Origin of the sequence: Fibrobacter sp. UBA3718 (assembly GCF_002371935.1) — a bacterium.
Lineage (GTDB): Bacteria > Fibrobacterota > Fibrobacteria > Fibrobacterales > Fibrobacteraceae > Fibrobacter.
The window spans coordinates 207816-226756 of record NZ_DFHR01000013.1 but is presented as its reverse complement, the minus strand read 5'-3'; the positions used below and the strand labels follow the sequence as shown (position 1 = coordinate 226756).

Below are 18941 nucleotides of genomic sequence, written 5' to 3'. Positions count from 1 at the left end.
CTGTGCGTGCTCCGAGCGACATGTATTTCGAGAGCGAAGTCCGCCCGGAACAGGATGGGCGCCTTTTGCTCGATTCCCTGGTGGAACGCTTTACTTACCACAGCCGCGACGAATGGGTCGATCGTTTTGCTCGCGGGCTAGTTTCCCTGAACGGAGCTGTCGCGAACCTTGAAACCGTTGCTCACAAGGGCGACAAGGTCGTGTACCATGTTGAAAACTACGAGGAACCCGAAGTCCCGACAGATTTCGACACCGTGTTCGAGGATGACGAGTTCCTGCTTGTCGCAAAGCCTGCCGGAATCCCGGTGCACCATACCGGACGCATTTTCTACAACACGTTTACTGCCGTGGTGCGCCGTGCGACCGATTGCGAGACTGCGGTTCCCATGCACCGTCTGGACCGCGATACGGGCGGGCTCATGCTCTTTGCGAAATATGCGGAAACGGCGGCGCGCTTTCAGAAGAACCTGGACCGCATTCTTCTCCGCAAGTTCTATCTGGCGGTGGTGCGGGGGAGCTTTCCCTATGAGGAATACCGCTGCGACTTGCCCCTGCGCGAAGATCCGCAAAGCGCAATCCGCCTGAAGATGTTCCATTTCGAGGATGGAAAGCCCTGCTCGACGGTTTTCCGGACGCTTTCGCGGTTCGAACGCGACGGCGAGCAGTTCTCCGTGCTGGAATGCGAACTTTTGACCGGCCGCAAGCACCAGATCCGTGCGCACCTTGCCGAACTCGGGTTCCCCATCGTGGGCGACAGGCTTTACTGGCGCAATGGCTTCTATTACGAGAAAATGGCGACTTCGGGGCTGGATGACGAGGATTATCGCGTTCTCGGCGCGCATAGCCACATGCTCTATGCGTACAAGGTTGAACTTCTCTTGCCCTATTGGGACAGCCCGCGCACGTTTGTCAGCAAGAATTTCCCCGTCGAGATGAAGACCCTCCTGGTCGACATTGACTAGCTTTTTGTTCTTGTGAATTTTTGCAGGATGCCCCGAGGAGTTTGCCCCTATCTATACATAAAAACGGATGAAACGTCCAAATGAGCCCAAAAAGGCCTAAAAATTTTGTTTACGCTTCGGTTTTGCGCTGTTGGGATAAATTTATAGCGTCTCCCGTATCTCGAGCACGTATTTTTTTTATTTTTTGTCCGTAAAATTTTGAACATTGGTTCAAGGAGTTGAAAAATGAAATCTAAAGTGCTGTTTGGCCTTGCGTCTGTTGCCATGATGCTTGCCGCCTGCGATATGCAGGGTGGAGCCCAGTCCGAAGCCAAGATTACCCCGAATTCTACTGACGATCAGAAGTTCGCCTATATGTTGGGTGCCCAGTTCGGCCTCCATAACTTCAAGATGATTCCGTTGCAGATGGGTGAAGAACTTGACGAAGATGCCGTTGTCCAGGGTATCAGGGACGCCTACAAGTCCGAGAAGGATACGAACTTTAGGCTCCAGGTCGAACCGGATACGCTGAGGGATATCGGCTTTGACTACAATTCCAACGCCCGTGCCCGTATGGCGTCCATCCGCCCGGATAGCGCGACGAACGCCTCCTTCAACGGAGACCAGGCTAAGTTCCGCGCCTATATGGATTCGGCTATGAAGGCCCTCCCTGTTGTGAAGGCTCCCGCCCCCAAGAACCAACCCGTCGTTCTCGGTGCCGAGGCTACCCGCAACCAGAAGTTCTCCTACTTCATCGGTGTGCAGTTCGAAAACCAGTTCAGCAGCATCGGTGCGCAGTTCCAGACCGAATTCGACTTGAACTACTTCGTGCTTGGCTTGCGTGAGGCGTCTGCGAATGTCCGCGATACGACTGTAGCTCTTGCACTCCCTGAAGATTCTCTCAAGGCTGTTGGCGAACGCTACAACGAAAAGATGAAGGTCCTTCGTGAAGAGGCTATCAAGAAGGCTCAGGAAGCCGAGGCGAAACTCAAGGAAGAGGTGAAGGGCCTCCGCGGCGATACGCTTGTTAACGGCATGCCTGCCAAGATGAACTACAAGGTGAAGGTCACCGGCATCACGAACAAGGCCGAAAACCTCGAAACCTGGGCCGGCAAGCCACTCCTGATTTTCTACTTCTCCGCGACCTGTGGCCACTGTGCACACGCCGCTCCGCAGATTCTCGACATCGCGAAGGAATTTGCCCCGAAGGGACTTACGACGGTTGCCGTTGCTAGCGGTGGAAACAACAAGCCCGGCATCCGCAAGTTTGCCGACAACGCGAAGTTCGACGATACCGTCAATATCGTGTGGGACGAATCCCGCCAGTTCGGTGAACTCTACAGCGACGGTTACGTTCCGAAGGTCTACCTCGTGAATCCGGATGCCTCGTACAAGGAATACACTGCGTTCGAAAGCGAGAAGGAAACCCTCAAGCAGGAAATCGCCGCCCTCATGGAAGGCAAGAACGTTGAGTGGAAGATTGACCCGCCCAAGCCGGCAGTGGTCGATACGCTCAAGCCTGCTGCAGCCCAGGCGCCCGAAGCGAAGCCCGCTGCCAAGTAATGTCTCTCATTGCAGAATTCGATGTCGTCGTAGTCGGTGGCGGCCATGCCGGCATCGAGGCGACTCATGCCGCCTGGAAGCTCGGCGTTAAGACCGCCATGCTTACGATGGATGTGAACGCCATCGGACGCATGAGCTGTAACCCCGCCGTGGGTGGCGTGGCGAAAGGCCAGATCGTGCGCGACATCGATGCGCTCGGCGGCCTGATGGGGCTCCTGACAGACAAGGCGGGTATCCAGTTCCGCATGCTCAACATGAGCAAGGGACCTGCCGTATGGGGCCCGCGCGCCCAGTGCGACATGAAGTATTATAGCGAAGTTGCCCGCGAGGTGATTACGAACCTTCCGGGGCTTTCGGTAATCGAGGGCGAACTGGCCGCATTTGAACGCATGCCCGATGGCCGCCTGGAACTTACGCTTTTGAATGGCGAACGCTACGTGACGCGTGCACTCGTGATTACGAGCGGCACCTTCCTTGCCTCCAAGATGTTCACCGGGCTTGAAACGAGTATCGGTGGGCGAGTGGGCGAGCCGAGTGCAGATAAACTTTCGGAATGCCTTGCCGCAAACGGCATTGTGCTTCGCAGGCTCAAGACGGGTACGCCGAGCCGGCTCGACCCGGATTCCATAGACTTTGATGAATGCGATGTGCAGTACGGTGATGATGTCGCCTGGCCCATGAGCGACCGTCATTTGGAAAATACTGTCCCCGGCCGCGATGCGGATTATTTCTGGGGCGATGCTGCAAACAAGTTTGTGCGAAACGACTGCGTCTGCTGGATTACGCGCACGAATATCAGGACGCACGATATTCTTCGCAGCGGGTTCAAGGATAGCCCAATGTTTAGTGGTCGCATCCACGGCAAGGGGCCACGCTACTGCCCGAGTATCGAGGATAAGATTAACCGCTTCGGCGACCGCGATGGTCACCAGCTTTTCCTGGAACCGGAACAGGCAGATATCGGGCGTGTCTACATCAACGGGTTCAGTTCAAGCCTGCCTGCGGATATCCAGCTTGCTGCAATTCACACGATTCCGGGCCTTACGCGAGCCCGTGTGCTGCAGATTGGCTATGCGGTTGAATACGATTCCGTTGATGCCACGCAACTTTTCCCGACGTTTGAATGTAAGAAGGTTCCCGGACTCTATTTCGCAGGCCAGGTCTGCGGTACGAGCGGCTACGAGGAGGCTGCGGGTCAGGGGCTACTGGCTGGCATCAACGCGGCTCTCAAAATAAAGGGCGAAGGGCCCTTTATTTTAGGTCGTTCCGACAGTTACCTGGGGGTAATGGCGGACGACCTCACGAACATCCTGCTCGACGAGCCTTACAGGATGTTCACGAGCCGCGCCGAATACAGGCTCTTCCTCCGGAGCGACAATGCGGAAAATCGCCTCAAGGAACGTGCGCATGCAATCGGGATGATTTCGGATAACGACTTTGCCGACTGGAAACGCCGCTGCTCCCTTGTGGAAACGGCCCGCATACGCCTCGCCGAAGAATCCGCGCTCCCCGAGCAGGCGAATTGCATTCTCGAGGCTGGTGGCCAAGCCCCCGCGACCGAGCGCACCCGCTGGATTAACGTTCTCCGCCGCCCGGGAATCGACCCCGAACAGCTGTTCAAGGTTGCGCTTCCGGACTTGCCGCTGACGCGCCGCGACCGTTGGTTCATGTACGCCGAAGAAATTTACGCAGGGTTCTTTGACCGTCAGGCCCGCGAAATCGACGACCAGAAGAAGATGGAATCCGTTCGCCTGCCCGAAGATTTCGACTACATGCAGGTGACGTCGATTAGCATCGAGAGTCGTCAGCGCCTGAACGCGCACAAGCCGCTCACATTGGGCCAGGCTAGCCGTATTCCCGGTGTGCGTCCCGCCGACATAACGGTCCTTTCGCATTGGCTCGAAAACCGGGGCTAGAGGACGGCTCTCCGAAAGACCGTACTTGCAAAATTAGCGTTTTTTTGCTATCTTTGCGCGCGTCAAATTAACATCATTGTCGATAGACATTTTCCAAGAGGTACATCATGGCAGAAGAAACAGAAATCAAAACCACAGAAGAAGTCAAGCCTCAGGAACCGAAATCCACAGAAAAAGCTCAAGAAAAGAAGGCCCCGGCCAAGAAGAAGCGCCCGTTGAACGCCAAGCGCAAGGGTGCCGCTCCTTCCGCCAAGAAACCGGCCGTCTTCAGTGATTCCCTGGAAGACCGTTTCCCCGCCCTCGCCGCCAAGCTCAAGAAGCAGATCGAGGACGGCATCAAGCAGAAGATCAAGGAAGCCCAGAACGACCCTAAGGTCAAGGCCGCTTCCAAGAAGTTCGCTGCTGAAAAGTAAAACCTTGACACTTTTGAAAAAAGAGACGCCCCGTGGGGGCGTCTCTTTTTGTATACCGAATCTATTTTTCTTCGGGTGCCTGTTCGGTGGCCTCGGCTTCGGCCGAAGCGTCTGCCTTGTCCTTGTCGCGGATGGTGGCGCGGCGGATTTTACCGCTAATCGTCTTGGGCAGTTCCGTCACGAAGTCGATGATGCGCGGGCTCTTGTAGGAGGCCGCGACGTTCTTCGCGAAAAGCTGCATTTCCTTCGCGAGTTCCTTCGATGCCTCGTAGCCCTTCTTCAAGACGACAGTAGCTTTCACGGCCTGGCCGCGGTCCTTGTCCTCGACGCCCGTCACCGCCACTTCAAGGACGGCGGGGTGCTTGTGGAGCACTTCTTCCACCTCGAAGGGGCTGATGCGGTAACCCGAACTCTTGATGAGGTCGTCGGTACGGCCCACGAACCACAGGTATCCATCCTTGTCGCGGGTGGCGGTGTCGCCCGTATGGTAGACTCCGCCCTCGAACACCTTCTCTGTGCGTTCCGGGTCGCGGTAGTAGCCGCCGAACATGCCGAAGGGTTTACCCTGGTCAATCTTGATGATGAGTTCGCCCACCTCGTCGGTGGCGCAGGGCTTGCTTTCGGCATCCACGATTTCCATGCGGTAGCCCGGGGAGGGCATGCCGATGGAACCCGGACGCGGTTCGGTGAACCCGAAGTTGCCCGTGGTAAGCGTGAGTTCTGTCTGGCCGTAGCCTTCCTGCAAGCGTATTCCCGTCTGCTCGTAGAACTTGTTGTAGATGTCGGTGTTGAGCGATTCGCCTGCGGTAGTGCAGTACTTGAGGCTCGAAAGGTCGTAGCGGCTCAGTCCGTGGTGCAATATGTAGCGGTAGACGGTGGGCGGCGCGCAGAAGGTGGTCACCTTGTATTCCGCCATCTTTTCGAGCAGCTTGCCCGGGATAAACACCTTCATGTCGTAGGTGAACACTGCGCTACCCGCAATCCACTGCCCGTATATCTTACCCCAGAGGGCCTTGGCCCAGCCGGTCTCCGCGACGGTGAGGTGCCTGCCCCCGTCCACTACGTGCTGCCAGTACTTTGCCGTCACGATGTGGCCGAGCGGGTAGGTGAACGTGTGCGCCACCATCTTCGGGTTCGAACTCGTGCCGCTCGTGAAGTACACGATCATGATGTCGTCGTTGTGGGTCGCCTCTTCGCCTTCGGGGCGCGGGAACCTGGCGGGGAATATTTCGTAGTCGTCGTAGAAACTCACCCAGTTCTGGCGTGCGGTCTGGCCTACGGTTACGAGCTTTTCGACGGACGGGCATTTTGTTTTTGCCTTGTCCACTTCCTTTTGCAGCGAGGGTTCGTCGTAACTCACGACCATCTTGATTTCGGCCGCGTTGAAACGGTATTCCAGGTCTTCTTCGGCAAGCATGTTCGTCGCGGGTATTGCAATCGCGCCAATGCGGTGGAGCGCCAGGAGGAAGAACCAGAACTCGTAGCGGCGGCGCAGGATGAGCATCACGCGGTCGCCCTTCTTGATTCCCTGTTCCTTTAGGAAGTTCGCCGTGCGCATGGAGGCAAGCGAGAGATCCTTGAACGTAAAGATGTGGTCTTCGTCGTTGTCGTCGCACCACACGAGGGCTTCGCGCTTGGGTTCGGTCTTCGCGTATTCGTCAACCACGTCGTAGGCGAAGTTGAAGTCTTCCGGGATAGTTATCTTGAAATTCTTGTAGAGGTCCTCGTACGAATCGAATTCGATACGGGAAAGAAACTTGCTTAACATCATGTTCGAATCCTGTCGTATTGGTTTTAGAGATCCCTGTACATGATTTTTTCGCGCATGGTGGAAATGTAGCGGACCATGTTCAAAATGCGTTTTTCGCCGATGGTCCTGAAATCCTTGTCGTGGAACACCAGGCGGTGCGTGCCACCCGGCAGGAGCATGCGGAGGCAGGCGTAGGTCTGCACGATTCCGAGCATCGCGGGCGGGTAGATGGAAAAACTGAGCGGCCTTGACTTGGTCTTCTTGATTCCGTTTTCCGTCTTCTGGTAGATGCCGTGGTAATCCTCGTAGTAGTCGAAGATGTCGAGGGCGAGGTTCTTGAGGTACTTGTTGCCGAACCAGATGGGCGGAATGAACCCGGAAGGCTTTTCTGTGCCGTGGGCGTTCCAGAGGGCTAGGCTGCGCTTGAGGAGCGTCTGCGTGAGTCGCTCGTTCAGGCCAGCGAATTCGGCCTCGTTGTTCGAAATCCAGAGGGCGAACTTGCCCTGCAGGCTACGCTTGATAAAGAGGTCTGCGCGGTGGCGGGCACCGTGGAGCATAATCTCGTAGCCTTCCTGCACGAACTTCTCGAGTTCTTCGCGGAATTCGTCCGCCTCGGATTCGGGCACGGCCCCGATGGAGGGCACGACTGCGATGCTTATGGGCGAACCTGCGGCGTCCGCAAGTTTACGGATTTGCGTGCGGGCTCTCTTGAAGTTCGTCGCGCTGAAGCTGTGGTAGCACAGGATGAACTTTTTCTTCTTGTGTTGGTTCGCTTCGGCCGCCTGGATGTCGAGGATGTCCTTGTTCTGTTCCATGGGTTACCTACTTGTCCTTGCTAGATGTGAAGGATTCTTCCTCGAGTTTCTGCGAAATGAAAAGGTGATAAAAGAAGAACAGGATTGCCGTCAGTGCGGAAATCTTGAGCCACGATTTAAACAGCCAGTCGGACATATGTCGCTCCTTGATTCTGGTTATTCCTTGAATTTCTTGATGACGACCACGCCGTTGTGGCCGCCGAACCCGAGCGATGCGGATACGGCGACGTCGATGTTGCCTTCGATGCCCTTGTGCGGCACGTAGTCGAGGTCGCATTCCGGGTCGGGGTTGTCGAGGTTGATGGTCGCGGGGTAAAACGAGTCCTGCACGGCGAGTGTCGAGATGATGGCCTCGATGACGCCTGCGGCGCCCACGCAGTGGCCGGTCATGCTCTTGGTACTCGACACCTTGATCTTGTAGGCGTGCTCGCCGAGCGCGATTTTCAGCATCTGCGTCTCGGTGAGGTCGTTCAGGTGCGTCGAGGTGCCGTGCGCGTTGTAGTAGTCCACGTCGGTGGGGTCGACACCGGCATCCTTCAGGGCGCGGGTCATGGCCTTTGCGCAGGTTTCTCCACCCGGGCGCGGGCTCGTGATGTGGTATGCGTCCGCAGAGGCGCCATAGCCTGCGAGTTCCGCATAGATCTTTGCCCCGCGGGCCTTCGCGTGCTCGAGTTCTTCCAGCACCATCACGGCACCGCCTTCGCCCATGACAAAGCCGCTACGGTCTTTGTCGAACGGGCGCGACGCCTTCGTGGGGTCGTCGTTGAACTTGTCGGTGAGGGCGTGCATGCCCGCAAAGCTCTTGATGGAATATTCGGTAATCCCGCTTTCGGAGCCTCCTGCAAGGCACACGTCGAGCCTGCCCGAGCGGATGGAATCCAGTGCGACCCCGATGGCGTCTGTGCCGGAGGCACAGGCGGTGCAGACCGTGTGGGCGAGTCCCGTAATCCCGAGGGCGATGGAGACGTTCGCGCACGCCTCGTTCGGGATGAGTTCCGGCATGGCGAGCGGGGAAACCCTGCGCTTGCCGCCCTCGATATACTTGTTGTAGGTTTCGTCGAGGATGTCCATGCCGGATAGACCGTTGCCGGCCACGATTCCGGTGGTGTCCTCGGCGAGCTGTTCGCGGCTGAGGCTTGCGTCCTTGACCGCCTCGTTGGCTGCCCCGACTAGGAACTGCGTGAAGCGCGCCATGCGGCGTGCTTCCTTGGGGTCAATTCCGTGTTCTTCGGGCTTGAAATCCTTCACTTCGGCTGCAATTTTCACGGGGCAGTTGCTTGCATCGAACTGCGTGATGGGGCCGATACCGCACTTGCCTTCGCGGATGGCGTTCCACATTTCGGGGACTGATTTACCAACGGGGGTCACGGCGCCGAGGCCGGTAATGACAACTCTTCTTCTCATGGAGATCCTTGTTTCTTATCAATCCAAAGATAGTTTTTTTGGGCGAATGGCGGATTTGGGGGCGTTCAGAAGATGAAAATGGCGAAAACGATGCGTGTGTAAGATTTTTGAAATGTTTTTGTAATTATATGAAAAATTGAAAAAAGGAACGTGCGGGCTTTTTTTTGGTTATATTTAGTCTCGAACAACTTAAAGGAGAAACATATCATGAAAAAATTATTGATTTGCACAGCAATCGCCGCTGCAGCCATGTTCACCGCCTGTGACGACGACGATTCTACCAGCGCTTCTGACAAGACCTACTCTTGCGAAGTCAAGGCCAATCTGGGGGCGCTTCTCGGAGACCTCAACATTTGTGCAGAATCTGCTGACCAGACCAAGATGACTAATGCTTGCGGCAAGGCTGGCGAAATGCTGAAAGCCCTTGGCATCGATGATGCCGCCAAGACCGGTTCCAGCTGCCCCAGCGGTTCCAAGAAGTCTTGCGATGGCAAGCTTGATGGCGTTGACTACACAGTTTATTCCTATACCGAGGACGATGTGGAAAAGTCCTGCGATGAAATTACCGCGCAAGTGGATCAGCTCTCCAAGTAAGAGCGATGCTCCTTCTTTAAAGGGCCCGGCGGTAATGCCGGGTCTTTTTATATGGGGTAAACTAATATTTTGCCCCTGCGCATACGCTTTTTTTTCTAAATGGCGTCCTTTCAGGACGCATATAGATCGGCTCGGCTATGCCAACGCAATGCTTGTGTTGGCGCAGCACTCGCCTTTTTCTATATTTGCCGGCGTATGTTTACGGGAATTATCCAATCTACCGGCGAAATCGTCTCGATAGAGTCTCGAGGCGATGCGCTTTCGATGCGCCTCAGGTCGCCGGGATTTTTCAAGAATTGTAAACTGGGCGATAGCGTCGCGAACGACGGTGTGTGCCTTTCTGTTGAATCTTGTACCGATGATGAAGCTGTTTTTTGCCTGATGCACCAGACGGTCGAAAATACCGCCTTCAAGCAGGCCGCAGTCGGTAAATTGGTCAATCTGGAACTTCCGTGCCGTGCCGATAGCTTTATGGGCGGGCACTTCGTGATGGGCCATGTGGACTGCGTTACCGAGGTCATCCAGGTGGTTCCGCGCGAAACGGGCGTGGAAGTCGACCTCAAGATGCCTGCGGACCTCAAGCGCTACATTATCCGCCGCGGTTCCATCTCCCTGAACGGCATCAGCCTTACGGTCGCCGAGAAGTTCGAGGATTCCATCCGCGTGTGCATCATACCGGAAACCCTTGCCCGCACGAACCTGCGTAACTGGGTTGCCGGGACCATCGTGAACGTGGAAGTCGACATGCTCGGCAAGTACATTGAAAATTATCTGAAGGAACGTGACCTTGCTTAATACGATTGAAGAGGCCATTGAAGATTTTAAGAACGGCAAGTTCTTGATTGTGGTCGACGACGAAGACCGCGAGAACGAGGGCGATTTCGTCATCGCCGCCGAAAAGATTACGCCCGAGAAGGTGAACTTCATGCTCCACGAGGGCCGTGGCGTGCTTTGCTGCCCGCTGCCCATCCAGCGCTGCCATGAACTGAATTTGACCCGCCAGACTGCGGAAAATACCTCGATTCTGGGTACGCCGTTCACCATCATGGTGGACAAGATTGAAGGCTGCACTACGGGTGTTTCCGCCCACGACCGTGCGGCGACGATTCTTGCCCTTTCGGACCCTGCTTCCAAGCCGAGCGATTTTGGCCGTCCGGGGCATATTTCGCCCCTCTACGCGCAGGAAGAAGGCGTGCTTCGCCGTGCAGGCCATACCGAAGCAGCCGTTGACCTCGCAAAACTTGCCGGACTAAGGCCCGCCGCCGCCCTTATCGAAATCATGAACGAGGACGGCACCATGGCCCGCATGCCGCAACTTCAGGAAGTGGCGAAGAAGTTCGGCTTCAAGATTATCTCCATCCGCGACCTCATCGACTACCGCCTCAAGAACGAGAAACTGGTGCAGCGCGTGGCCGCCCCGCATGTGAGTACCAAGTACGGCGACTTTACCGCATACGCCTACAAGAGCAAGACCGACGGCGTGGAACACGTGGCGTGGGTCGCGGGTAACCCCGACTTCAGCAAGCCTGTTTACGTGCGCGTACACAGCGAATGCTTGACGGGCGATATTTTTGGCAGTCTGCGTTGCGATTGCGGCGAACAGCTCGCCGCCGCCATGAAGTTCATCGGCGAACACGGCGGCGTGTTCCTGTACATGCGCGGGCAGGAGGGTAGGGGCATTGGCCTCTGCAACAAGTTGCGTGCCTACGAACTGCAGGAAAAGGGCATGGACACGGTCGAGGCGAATCTGCACCTCGGGTTCAAGTCGGACCTCCGCCAGTACGGTACGGGCGCGCAGATCCTTGCCGACCTCGGCGTGAAGGAAATGCGCCTCTTGACCAACAACCCGAGCAAGATTTCGGGCATTACCGCCTACGGGCTTAAGATTGTGGAGCGCGTTCCCATAGAAATCAAGCCGAACAAGGAAAACCTGTTCTACCTGCTCACCAAGCAGAAAAAAATGGGTCACCAGCTGCATATCGATGGCGCGGTGCCCGAAGAGAATTTGAAAGAGGAAAAATAAGATGGCTAAAGAAATCAAGAATTCCCTGAATGGCTCTGGCCTCAAGATTGCAATCGCGGTCGCCCGCTTTAACGAGGTGGTGACCGACAAGCTCCTGGAGGGGGCGCTCCGCCAGCTCGAACTGCTGGGCGTTGCCGAGAAGGACGTGACTGTCGTGCGCGTTCCGGGCGCATTCGAACTCCCGGGCGTTTGCCGCAGGCTCGCCGATTCCAAGAAGTACAGTGCAGTGATGGCCATCGGTGCCGTAATCCGCGGCGAGACGAGCCACTACGACGTGGTGGTGAACGCTTCTACCGGCGGTGTCGCAAGCATCGCTGCCGAAGGCAAGCTCCCCGTGATTCTCGGAATCCTCACGACCGATACCGTGGACCAGGCGATGAACCGCGCTGGCCTCAAGGCGGGGAACCTCGGTGCAAACTGGGCTTCCACCGCAGTGGAGATGGCAAACCTTTACAAATCTATCTAGAGTCCATCTAACAATTAAAGACTAAAAGATTACGATTATGCAGAAAAGTTTTCGACCAGCCCGAGTCTTTGCGATGCAGCTCCTGTATTCCATGGAAATCACGGGCCAGACGGCGGGGGAGGCGCTTCCGGGAATTCTCGAAAGCCAGCCCCTGGATGACGAACAGAAAAAATATGGGATGAAGCTTGTGGACCTGGTTCAGGCGCACCACGACGAACTTGATGAGAATATCAAGACCGCCTCCGCGCACTGGGAAATCGAGCGTATGGCAAAATTGGACCGGATTGTAGCCCGGATAGCGATGGTCGAACTTCTTTACGTGGCGGATATTCCGATGAAGGTTGCGATTACCGAGGCCGTTCAAATCGCGAACAAGTACAGCACGGATAACTCGGGAGCATTTATCAACGGCCTCATGTCTGGGTTCATTCAGGCGCATGGAATGGTTTCTAAATCTCAGGAAAAGGAGAATTAGTGATGATTAAGGAAAAATGGATGAAGCATATCTTTGCTGGGATTGCAGGGCTTGTCGCTCTCATTGTCTATGCATTGACGATGGCTCCTACGGTCAGTTTCTGGGATTGTGGCGAATTTGTCGCTTGCGCGAATACCTTGGGCATCCCGCATCCTCCTGGAACGCCTTTCTTCGTGTTCTTGGCCCGTGCGGTCATCGTGTTGCTTCCGTTCGTCGAAGAAATTGCGAAGCGGGTGAACTACATCTCGGTGTTCAGTTCTGCGGCTACGGTCTATATCACGGCCCTCTTTGCTTGGGAGCTCCTTGCCTCCGTTATCGATTCCGTCAAAACGGATGCGGACAAGCTCGGTCGTCCCATCTTTAGCAAGCTGTCCGACAAGTTAGACGGCAAGGCTCGCACCATCGTGCTCGGTTCTGCAGCCCTTGTTGCCGGTTTTCTTCTCACCTTCTCCGATACGTTCTGGTTCAACGCGGTCGAAGCCGAAGTTTACGGCGTTGCCATGTTTATCCTGATGCTTATCTCTTACCTCGGACTTCTGTGGTACAAGAATCGCGAAGACGAAGGCAGCGACAAGCTCCTGATTTTCATCTGCTATATCGCCTTCCTCGGTGTGGGTGCCCATCTTTATACGATGCTCACGGTTCCTGCAGTGTTTGTGCTCCTGCTTGTTGCCCAGCCCAAGAAGATTTTGGAACGTCTGCCCATTTGGATTACGGGAACGCTCCTCTGCTCCGTGATATACATGGTCTCGGCTTTCATCGAAATTTCCTTGGCCTGTCTCATCGTTCTTGCTGTGTTGACGTTGGCGAAACCGTTCTCTCCGAACGTGAACAAGGCTATCCGCCTTTCGCTCGCCTTTGCGTTCTTTGCGCTTGTCGGCTACAGCACGCACCTCTACATTCCCATCCGTTCGGAACTCAACCCGATTATTGACGAGAACGACCCGGAAATCAACATTCGCGATGACCAGGGCAACCTCCAGCTCGGCAACCTGTTCAAGGGCGAAAACTGGGTCGCGTTCAATAACTTCGTAGAACGTAAGCAGTACGGTTCCGAAAGCATGCTCACCCGTGCTTTCTACCGTCGCTCGCAGCTTGCGCACCAGGTGCTCTCGTTCCCGAACATGAGCTACGGTGGTTACCAGATGGCTCAGTATCTGCCTTACAAGGTGGGCGGTGTCAATTATTCGAACGGCGTCTATAGCTTTGATAAGTCCGAGAATGTGCCGCTGGAAAGATTAGGCCTCAAGTTCTCGACGCAGATGAGCACGATGGGCGACAAAATATTCCCGCAACTGCTCATATTCCTTATCTTTAATGGCCTCCTGGTTCTTGTCTGCGTATTCGTCTATAGGCATAATAAGCATCTGGGCATTTACCTCTCGGTGCTTTATGGATTGTGCAGCCTTGGGCTTCTGTTCTACATCAACTTTGCAGACGGAACCCGCATGGAACAGCGTGAACACGATTACTGGGTAAGCGTGATGACACGCAATGTGTCCGATTTGAATGCTGTTGGTGCCGGAATTTCGAAGGTGCCCGACCCGAACGAGCTCATCGACCTCCGTCAGGAAATCGAACACGCCAAGTTGAGCATCGAATCCCTGCGCAATCGTGGGGCATCCGCTGCGGAAATCGCAAAGTACGAACGAGTCGTCGACAAGGCAGAGCATTCGACGGCATGGGTCAACTGGAAGAAAATCGAGAGCGGTTTTGCTCAGCGTGGCCTGCGCGCTCCGTTCCCCGACCCCGTGCATATGGAAGTGCGTGAACGTGATTATTTCTACACGCCCGCATTCATCTTCATGAGCATGATTTTGGGCGTCGGCGCGGGTATCCTGGTGCTTACGTGTGCTACCGGTGCCTATGCTTCGTTTGCGGCTCCCGTGGCCGCCGCGCTTGTCCTGGTGTCCTTCCTTGTTCCTTGTGTTTCGAACTACAAGGAACACGACCGTTCTGGTCTGTGGGTCCCGTGGGATTACGCCTATAACCTGCTCAACAGCTGCCGCCCGAACGCTATCCTCTTTACGAACGGCGATAACGATACATTCCCGCTGTGGTTTGCTCAGGAAGTTGCCGGTGTCCGCAAGGACGTGCGCGTGGTGAACCTCTCACTCGGCAATACCGACTGGTACATCAAGCAGATGCTCGTCAACGAACCGATTCTCAAGTTGTCTTACGACAAGAAGACGATTGACAGCGACATGGTGCTCGACAACAGCTCCGCCCAGAATCCGAACCATTCTGTCGCGACTTGGGTGAACAGGGCTAACCGCCTCATGCCGCAGCTCAAGAGCCGCATCGAGCAGATGGAAGGTCAGCAGCTTTCGGCAGAAGATTCCGTGAAACTGTATACGTTCAAGACCCACTACCAGATCTGGGATGCCTTTGTTGAATGGGCTGCCCGCACCCGCAGTGGCGTGATGCTTACGCAGCACAAGCTGGTTCTTGACCTCGCGCTCCAGAACATGGACAAGCCCATCGAGATTTCGACGACGGTCGGAACCTCCAATTTCATGGGCCTCGAAAAGTACATGGTGCAGGAAGGTCTCGTCTACAACTTTATCAAGGGCGATCTCAATCCCAAGCGTAACGAGTTTGATGTTGCCTACGCCTCGGGCTTGATTGACAGCGTTTTCAAGTTCCGTGGCTTAGGTGATGGTACTGCGTTCATCAACGACGAAACTTCAAGGCTCCTTTCGAGCTATGTGTCGCTCTACCTCCAGATATCGTTCGCTGCCCGCGAAAAGATTGCGGCTCTTCGCGTCCAGAAGCCGTTTACCGCGGAAATGAAGGCCGAGGCGGAAAAACTTGCGGCATCGTCCGTCAAGTATCTGGAACTTGGCATGAAGCAGTTCCCGCAGGAATGGCGCTGCTACTGGGCCGCCGGTTTTGTCTATGACATCGTGGGCGAGAAGCAGAAAGCGCTGGATGCTCTGGAACAGGGCTTGAAGAGCGTTTCGGAGTATGACGATGTGGGACTCTACCGATTGAAGATGAGTGTTGAGCAAATCAAGAACAGTCCTGCGAAGCCGATGACGGTCGATGAAATTGTCCCGGCCGCAGCAGATAGCGTTCAGGCAGATTCTGCGAAGGTGGATTCACCCACGGTCGTTGCGGCGGTGAAGTAGTCCGGAGGCGAAAATGGATTTAAGCCTAGTCATTCCTGTCAAGGAAGAGAGCGAGAATCTTCCGGAACTCTTTAAGGAAATCGTTGACGCGCTTGCGCCGACGGGCTTCGAATATGAAGTCATCGTTATAGATGACGGAAGCCGCGACAATACTTGGGAAGTGCTGGAAAACCTTTCTAAGGAATATCCGTTCATGCGCGGTATTCGCTTCCAGTTCAACTGCGGCAAGGCCGATGCCCTTGCTGTCGGTTTCTCGAAGGCCCGCGGCCGCTACGTGGCTACCCTCGATGGCGACCTGCAGGATGACCCGCTCGAAATTCCGAAGATGATCAAGATTCTGGATGATGGCTACGACCTGGTTTCGGGCTGGAAAATCCGTCGTCTCGATCCCTGGCACAAGACGTGGCCCTCCAAGCTGTTCAACCTGACCGTGTCCATGGTGTGCGGCCAGCGCCTGCACGATTTTAACTGCGGCATCAAGGCGTACCGCAGTTCCGTGGTCCGCTACATCGAACTCTATGGCGACTACCACCGCTTTATTCCCGTGATGGCCAAGTGGCAGGGCTTCCGCATTACCGAAATGCCGGTTGCACACAGGGCCCGCGTCCACGGGGTGTCGAAATACGGCGTGTCGCGCCTTGTGTCCGGGTTCCTGGACCTGATCTCGCTCATGTTCATGCGCAGTTTTTCGACCAAGCCTCTACATTTCTTCGGACTTGTCGGGCTCGTGTTCATGCTGCTCGGCCTGGGCGTTTGCGGCTATTTCGGCTACGAGTGGCTGCAGACGGGGGCCATGCATGTGCGTCCGCTCCTGCTTGCGGGTGGCTTTTCGCTTGTGATGAGCGTGCAATTCTTCTCGCTGGGGCTTCTGGCCGAGATGTTGAATGGCCGCAAGCGGCGGATTTATCCAGTTGCCGAAACTTTTGGCGGTGCAGATTTGTAGATTGTTGCGTATTGGAGTTAGAATATGGCATTCCCGAAGAGCTTAGTCATTGTCCCTACCTATAACGAGAAGGAAAACATCCTTCTTATCATTTCGGCGATTCTCGAACAGAACGCGTGCCTCGAGGTGCTCGTTGTCGATGATGGCAGTCCCGACGGTACGGGCGACATGGTCGATGAGGAGTCTAGGAAGAATCCTCGCGTGCACCTGATTCGCCGAAAGGGCAAGATGGGGCTCGGTTCTGCCTATGTGACGGGTTTCAAGTGGGCGCTCGAACGCGACTACGAACGCGTATTCGAGATGGATGCCGACTTTAGTCATGCTCCCACGGACTTGAACAGGTTCCTCGAAGCCGCCGAGGAATCGGACCTGGTTCTCGGTAGCCGCTACCAGAATCACCGCATCAGCGTGGTGAACTGGGACTTGCGCCGCCTTATCCTGAGCTACGGAGCGAACGTGTACACGCGCATCGTGACCGGGCTTCCGATAAGCGATGCTACCGGCGGCTTCAAGTGTTTCCGTCGCGAGGCCCTGCAGGCGCTGAACCTCGACAAGATGAAGAGCGATGGATACTGCTTCCAGATAGAGACGACCTTCAAGATTTGGAAAAAGGGACTCCGCGTGAAGGAAATTCCCATCGTGTTTACCGATCGCACGCGCGGAACCTCCAAGATGAGCGGTGGCATTATCTCCGAAGCCTTCTTCCTGGTTCTTAAGCTCAGGTTGGGACTCGCATAGCGCATGTATTCCTGTTCCATTATCATTGTTGCCTACAATTCCTGCGATTTCATTCCTGCATGCCTGAAATCGGTCCGAGATGCGTGCGAGGGAATCGATGCGCAGGTGATTGTGCTTGATAATGGCTCGGTCGAACCGATTCTACCCGAAATCAGGCAGTTCTTCCCCGAAGTGGAATGGATTGATTCCAAGGAAAACCTGGGCTTTGGTAAAGGTTGTAACTTTGCCGAAAAGCATGCGACAAAGCCGTACCTGTTCTTCATCAATCCTGATACGATTATCTCGAAGAACGCCTTCCGCGAAATGCTCAAGTTCATGGAAGAACACCCGGAAGCGGGTACGGTCGGTTGCCGCATCTTGAACGAAGACGGTACGCTACAGTGGGCTTGCCGCCGTTCTTTCCCGACAATTGTTTCCGCTGTTTCCAAGACGATTGGCCTTGCGGCACTCTTCCCGAAGAGCAAGACGCTTGCCAGCTACAACATGACGTACGCCGACCCGGACGAGATGATTGAAGTCGATGCCATTAGCGGCTCGTTCTTCTGCATCCGTCGCGATGTCTACGAAAAGTTGAACGGCTTTGACGAAGATTTCTTCATGTATGGTGAAGACCTGGATCTATGCTTCCGTACAAAGCAGATGGGCCTCAAGAACTATTATACGCCGGTCACGAACATTCTGCATTTTAAGGGGCAAAGCTGCCGCACGCGCCGCTGGGGGTCCTACGTGGACTTCTACAAGGCGATGCTTATCTTTGTGAAAAAACACAAGGACCTTTACTTTGTCCCGAATTTCCTCGTGTCGTTCGGTATCATGTTTGCTGCCTTCGTGGGCATGTTCTCGCGCCTGATTCCGAAGTTCTGGAAGATGTTCCTCGATTTGGGCGTTGTGGCGCTGTGGGCGTTTTCGTTCCTGAACTATGAAAGTGTCGTGTCGGATGTGTGCTTCCAAGATTCCAGTTGCCTTGAAAGTGAATGCGCAGGGACTAGCACGATTATAAAGCACTCCATTATGGATTTTGCCCAGTTTGAAGACTGGTGGCTTGTCGCTCTGGTGGTTGTCGTGAACTTTGCGTTCCTCATTTTCCGTGGGGAATATACGGAATCGAGCCTCAAGGGCGAAAAGTTCTTGCGCTACCTTGTGCCGCTGAACTTGCTTGCTGTAGGCGGGTATGAGGTTTTCCGCTACTTTACCCAGATGCCTGTCGTGTCGAATGGCAATAATTTCTGGCCGTACGACCCGCATTTGATGGCGTGGATTACTTGCTCCAGCCTCTTTATTCCGTTTGCACTTTTGGCCTGGCGCCGCATTGCATTCTGGATAAACTATTTCTACCGCATCTTTGCCAAGAAGCGCCACCGCTCCATATTGCTCGGCGGTCGCGAGGATTCCCTCAACAACTGGTTCGACAGCTACAACGTGATTCCCGGCATCGAGATTCTCGGCTGCGTGAGCGGTGAACCCGAAAAGCTCTCCGAAGAGAACCGCAAGCACCTGCTCGGGCCCCTTTCGGACATGGAAAGCATCTGCAACCGCACGGGCTGCCGCGAACTTCTGGTCGTCTCCAATTTCTCCGGTTATCGCGAGGATTTTGACATCAATTGGCTCGATAAGCTCGGCCTGAGGGTATATTTGCTCATCGGAAACGGCAAAAACGGCAATTTTGCCCTCGTAGACCTCAAATATCTGCACTAAAAGCCCTCTCCGGTTATCCTTTTCTCGAAAATAGAGTTATTTTTATATCAACTATAAGTTGTTGATTATAAAGG

General features: G+C 55.0%; 17 protein-coding genes. 13 read left to right on the top strand and 4 right to left on the bottom strand.

Features of this window, described 5'->3' with window-relative positions; genetic code table 11:
* The first annotated feature begins 2 nt into the window (after nt 1–2).
* From B4A77_RS04155 to B4A77_RS04140, 4 genes are all read left to right on the top strand, one after another.
* Nucleotides 3–962, top strand: a complete 960-nt coding sequence (locus B4A77_RS04155) for a pseudouridine synthase (RefSeq protein ID WP_290738576.1) — start codon at nt 3–5, stop codon at nt 960–962.
* 225 nt (nt 963–1187) lie between these two features.
* On the top strand, nt 1188–2504 hold the full coding sequence (locus tag B4A77_RS04150) for an FKBP-type peptidyl-prolyl cis-trans isomerase N-terminal domain-containing protein (RefSeq protein ID WP_290727047.1): 1317 nt from the start codon (nt 1188–1190) through the stop codon (nt 2502–2504).
* Nucleotides 2504–4420: a tRNA uridine-5-carboxymethylaminomethyl(34) synthesis enzyme MnmG gene (gene mnmG / locus B4A77_RS04145; protein ID WP_290738573.1), complete on the top strand. Its 1917-nt coding sequence runs from the start codon at nt 2504–2506 to the stop codon at nt 4418–4420. Before B4A77_RS04150 ends, mnmG begins: the two co-directional genes overlap by 1 nt.
* Before the next feature lie 107 nt (nt 4421–4527).
* Nucleotides 4528–4833, top strand: a complete 306-nt coding sequence (locus tag B4A77_RS04140) for a hypothetical protein (protein ID WP_290736222.1) — start codon at nt 4528–4530, stop codon at nt 4831–4833.
* 61 nt (nt 4834–4894) lie between these two features.
* Here B4A77_RS04140 and B4A77_RS04135 read toward each other — a convergent pair whose 3' ends face one another.
* Genes B4A77_RS04135 through fabF form a run of 4 tightly spaced genes read right to left on the bottom strand, consistent with a single transcriptional unit; the run spans nt 4895 to nt 8802 of the window.
* Entirely contained in the window at nt 4895–6604 is a 1710-nt protein-coding gene (locus B4A77_RS04135) for an AMP-binding protein (protein ID WP_290738570.1), read from the bottom strand.
* Nucleotides 6605–6627: 23 nt separating this feature from the next.
* On the bottom strand, nt 6628–7398 hold the full coding sequence (locus B4A77_RS04130; RefSeq protein WP_173380791.1) for a polysaccharide deacetylase family protein: 771 nt from the start codon (nt 7396–7398) through the stop codon (nt 6628–6630).
* Nucleotides 7399–7405: 7 nt separating this feature from the next.
* On the bottom strand, nt 7406–7534 hold the full coding sequence (locus tag B4A77_RS04125; RefSeq protein ID WP_290727049.1) for a hypothetical protein: 129 nt from the start codon (nt 7532–7534) through the stop codon (nt 7406–7408).
* 20 nt (nt 7535–7554) lie between these two features.
* Complete coding sequence (gene fabF, locus B4A77_RS04120; RefSeq protein WP_290738567.1) at nt 7555–8802, bottom strand: beta-ketoacyl-ACP synthase II; 1248 nt, start codon at nt 8800–8802, stop codon at nt 7555–7557.
* A 207-nt stretch (nt 8803–9009) separates the two neighbouring features.
* Between fabF and B4A77_RS04115 the strand changes: the two genes are divergently transcribed.
* From B4A77_RS04115 to B4A77_RS04075, 9 genes are all read left to right on the top strand, one after another.
* Nucleotides 9010–9396 carry a hypothetical protein gene (locus tag B4A77_RS04115; protein ID WP_290728280.1) on the top strand — a complete coding sequence of 129 codons (387 nt, stop codon included), beginning with the start codon at nt 9010–9012 and terminating at the stop codon, nt 9394–9396.
* Between the two features lie 195 nt (nt 9397–9591).
* Nucleotides 9592–10191 (top strand): riboflavin synthase, encoded by a 600-nt coding sequence (locus tag B4A77_RS04110; RefSeq protein WP_290736207.1) that lies wholly within the window; start codon nt 9592–9594, stop codon nt 10189–10191.
* Entirely contained in the window at nt 10178–11419 is a 1242-nt protein-coding gene (locus B4A77_RS04105; RefSeq protein WP_097036473.1) for a bifunctional 3,4-dihydroxy-2-butanone-4-phosphate synthase/GTP cyclohydrolase II, read from the top strand. The genes B4A77_RS04110 and B4A77_RS04105 overlap by 14 nt, the downstream gene beginning before the upstream one ends.
* A gap of 1 nt (nt 11420) precedes the next feature.
* Nucleotides 11421–11885 (top strand): 6,7-dimethyl-8-ribityllumazine synthase, encoded by a 465-nt coding sequence (gene ribH, locus B4A77_RS04100; RefSeq protein WP_173380795.1) that lies wholly within the window; start codon nt 11421–11423, stop codon nt 11883–11885.
* Nucleotides 11886–11922: 37 nt separating this feature from the next.
* On the top strand, nt 11923–12360 hold the full coding sequence (gene nusB, locus B4A77_RS04095; protein WP_290738564.1) for a transcription antitermination factor NusB: 438 nt from the start codon (nt 11923–11925) through the stop codon (nt 12358–12360).
* Between the two features lie 2 nt (nt 12361–12362).
* Nucleotides 12363–15491 carry a DUF2723 domain-containing protein gene (locus B4A77_RS04090; protein ID WP_290736198.1) on the top strand — a complete coding sequence of 1043 codons (3129 nt, stop codon included), beginning with the start codon at nt 12363–12365 and terminating at the stop codon, nt 15489–15491.
* A gap of 13 nt (nt 15492–15504) precedes the next feature.
* Nucleotides 15505–16434 carry a glycosyltransferase family 2 protein gene (locus B4A77_RS04085; RefSeq protein WP_290736195.1) on the top strand — a complete coding sequence of 310 codons (930 nt, stop codon included), beginning with the start codon at nt 15505–15507 and terminating at the stop codon, nt 16432–16434.
* A gap of 24 nt (nt 16435–16458) precedes the next feature.
* Nucleotides 16459–17172 (top strand): polyprenol monophosphomannose synthase, encoded by a 714-nt coding sequence (locus B4A77_RS04080; protein ID WP_290728271.1) that lies wholly within the window; start codon nt 16459–16461, stop codon nt 17170–17172.
* 3 nt (nt 17173–17175) lie between these two features.
* On the top strand, nt 17176–18867 hold the full coding sequence (locus B4A77_RS04075; RefSeq protein ID WP_290738561.1) for a glycosyltransferase family 2 protein: 1692 nt from the start codon (nt 17176–17178) through the stop codon (nt 18865–18867).
* Nucleotides 18868–18941 lie beyond the last annotated feature (74 nt).

Excerpts from the sequence above, each read along its gene's own strand:
- B4A77_RS04150 (WP_290727047.1), top strand. The coding sequence starts at position 1,188 with ATGAAATCTAAAGTGCTGTTTGGCCTTGCGTCTGTTGCCATGATGCTT.
- mnmG (WP_290738573.1), top strand. The coding sequence starts at position 2,504 with ATGTCTCTCATTGCAGAATTCGATGTCGTCGTAGTCGGTGGCGGCCAT.
- B4A77_RS04140 (WP_290736222.1), top strand. The coding sequence starts at position 4,528 with ATGGCAGAAGAAACAGAAATCAAAACCACAGAAGAAGTCAAGCCTCAG.
- B4A77_RS04135 (WP_290738570.1), bottom strand. The coding sequence starts at position 6,604 with ATGATGTTAAGCAAGTTTCTTTCCCGTATCGAATTCGATTCGTACGAG.
- B4A77_RS04130 (WP_173380791.1), bottom strand. The coding sequence starts at position 7,398 with ATGGAACAGAACAAGGACATCCTCGACATCCAGGCGGCCGAAGCGAAC.
- B4A77_RS04125 (WP_290727049.1), bottom strand. The coding sequence starts at position 7,534 with ATGTCCGACTGGCTGTTTAAATCGTGGCTCAAGATTTCCGCACTGACG.
- fabF (WP_290738567.1), bottom strand. The coding sequence starts at position 8,802 with ATGAGAAGAAGAGTTGTCATTACCGGCCTCGGCGCCGTGACCCCCGTT.
- B4A77_RS04115 (WP_290728280.1), top strand. The coding sequence starts at position 9,010 with ATGAAAAAATTATTGATTTGCACAGCAATCGCCGCTGCAGCCATGTTC.
- B4A77_RS04110 (WP_290736207.1), top strand. The coding sequence starts at position 9,592 with ATGTTTACGGGAATTATCCAATCTACCGGCGAAATCGTCTCGATAGAG.
- ribH (WP_173380795.1), top strand. The coding sequence starts at position 11,421 with ATGGCTAAAGAAATCAAGAATTCCCTGAATGGCTCTGGCCTCAAGATT.
- nusB (WP_290738564.1), top strand. The coding sequence starts at position 11,923 with ATGCAGAAAAGTTTTCGACCAGCCCGAGTCTTTGCGATGCAGCTCCTG.
- B4A77_RS04090 (WP_290736198.1), top strand. The coding sequence starts at position 12,363 with ATGATTAAGGAAAAATGGATGAAGCATATCTTTGCTGGGATTGCAGGG.
- B4A77_RS04085 (WP_290736195.1), top strand. The coding sequence starts at position 15,505 with ATGGATTTAAGCCTAGTCATTCCTGTCAAGGAAGAGAGCGAGAATCTT.
- B4A77_RS04080 (WP_290728271.1), top strand. The coding sequence starts at position 16,459 with ATGGCATTCCCGAAGAGCTTAGTCATTGTCCCTACCTATAACGAGAAG.
- B4A77_RS04075 (WP_290738561.1), top strand. The coding sequence starts at position 17,176 with ATGTATTCCTGTTCCATTATCATTGTTGCCTACAATTCCTGCGATTTC.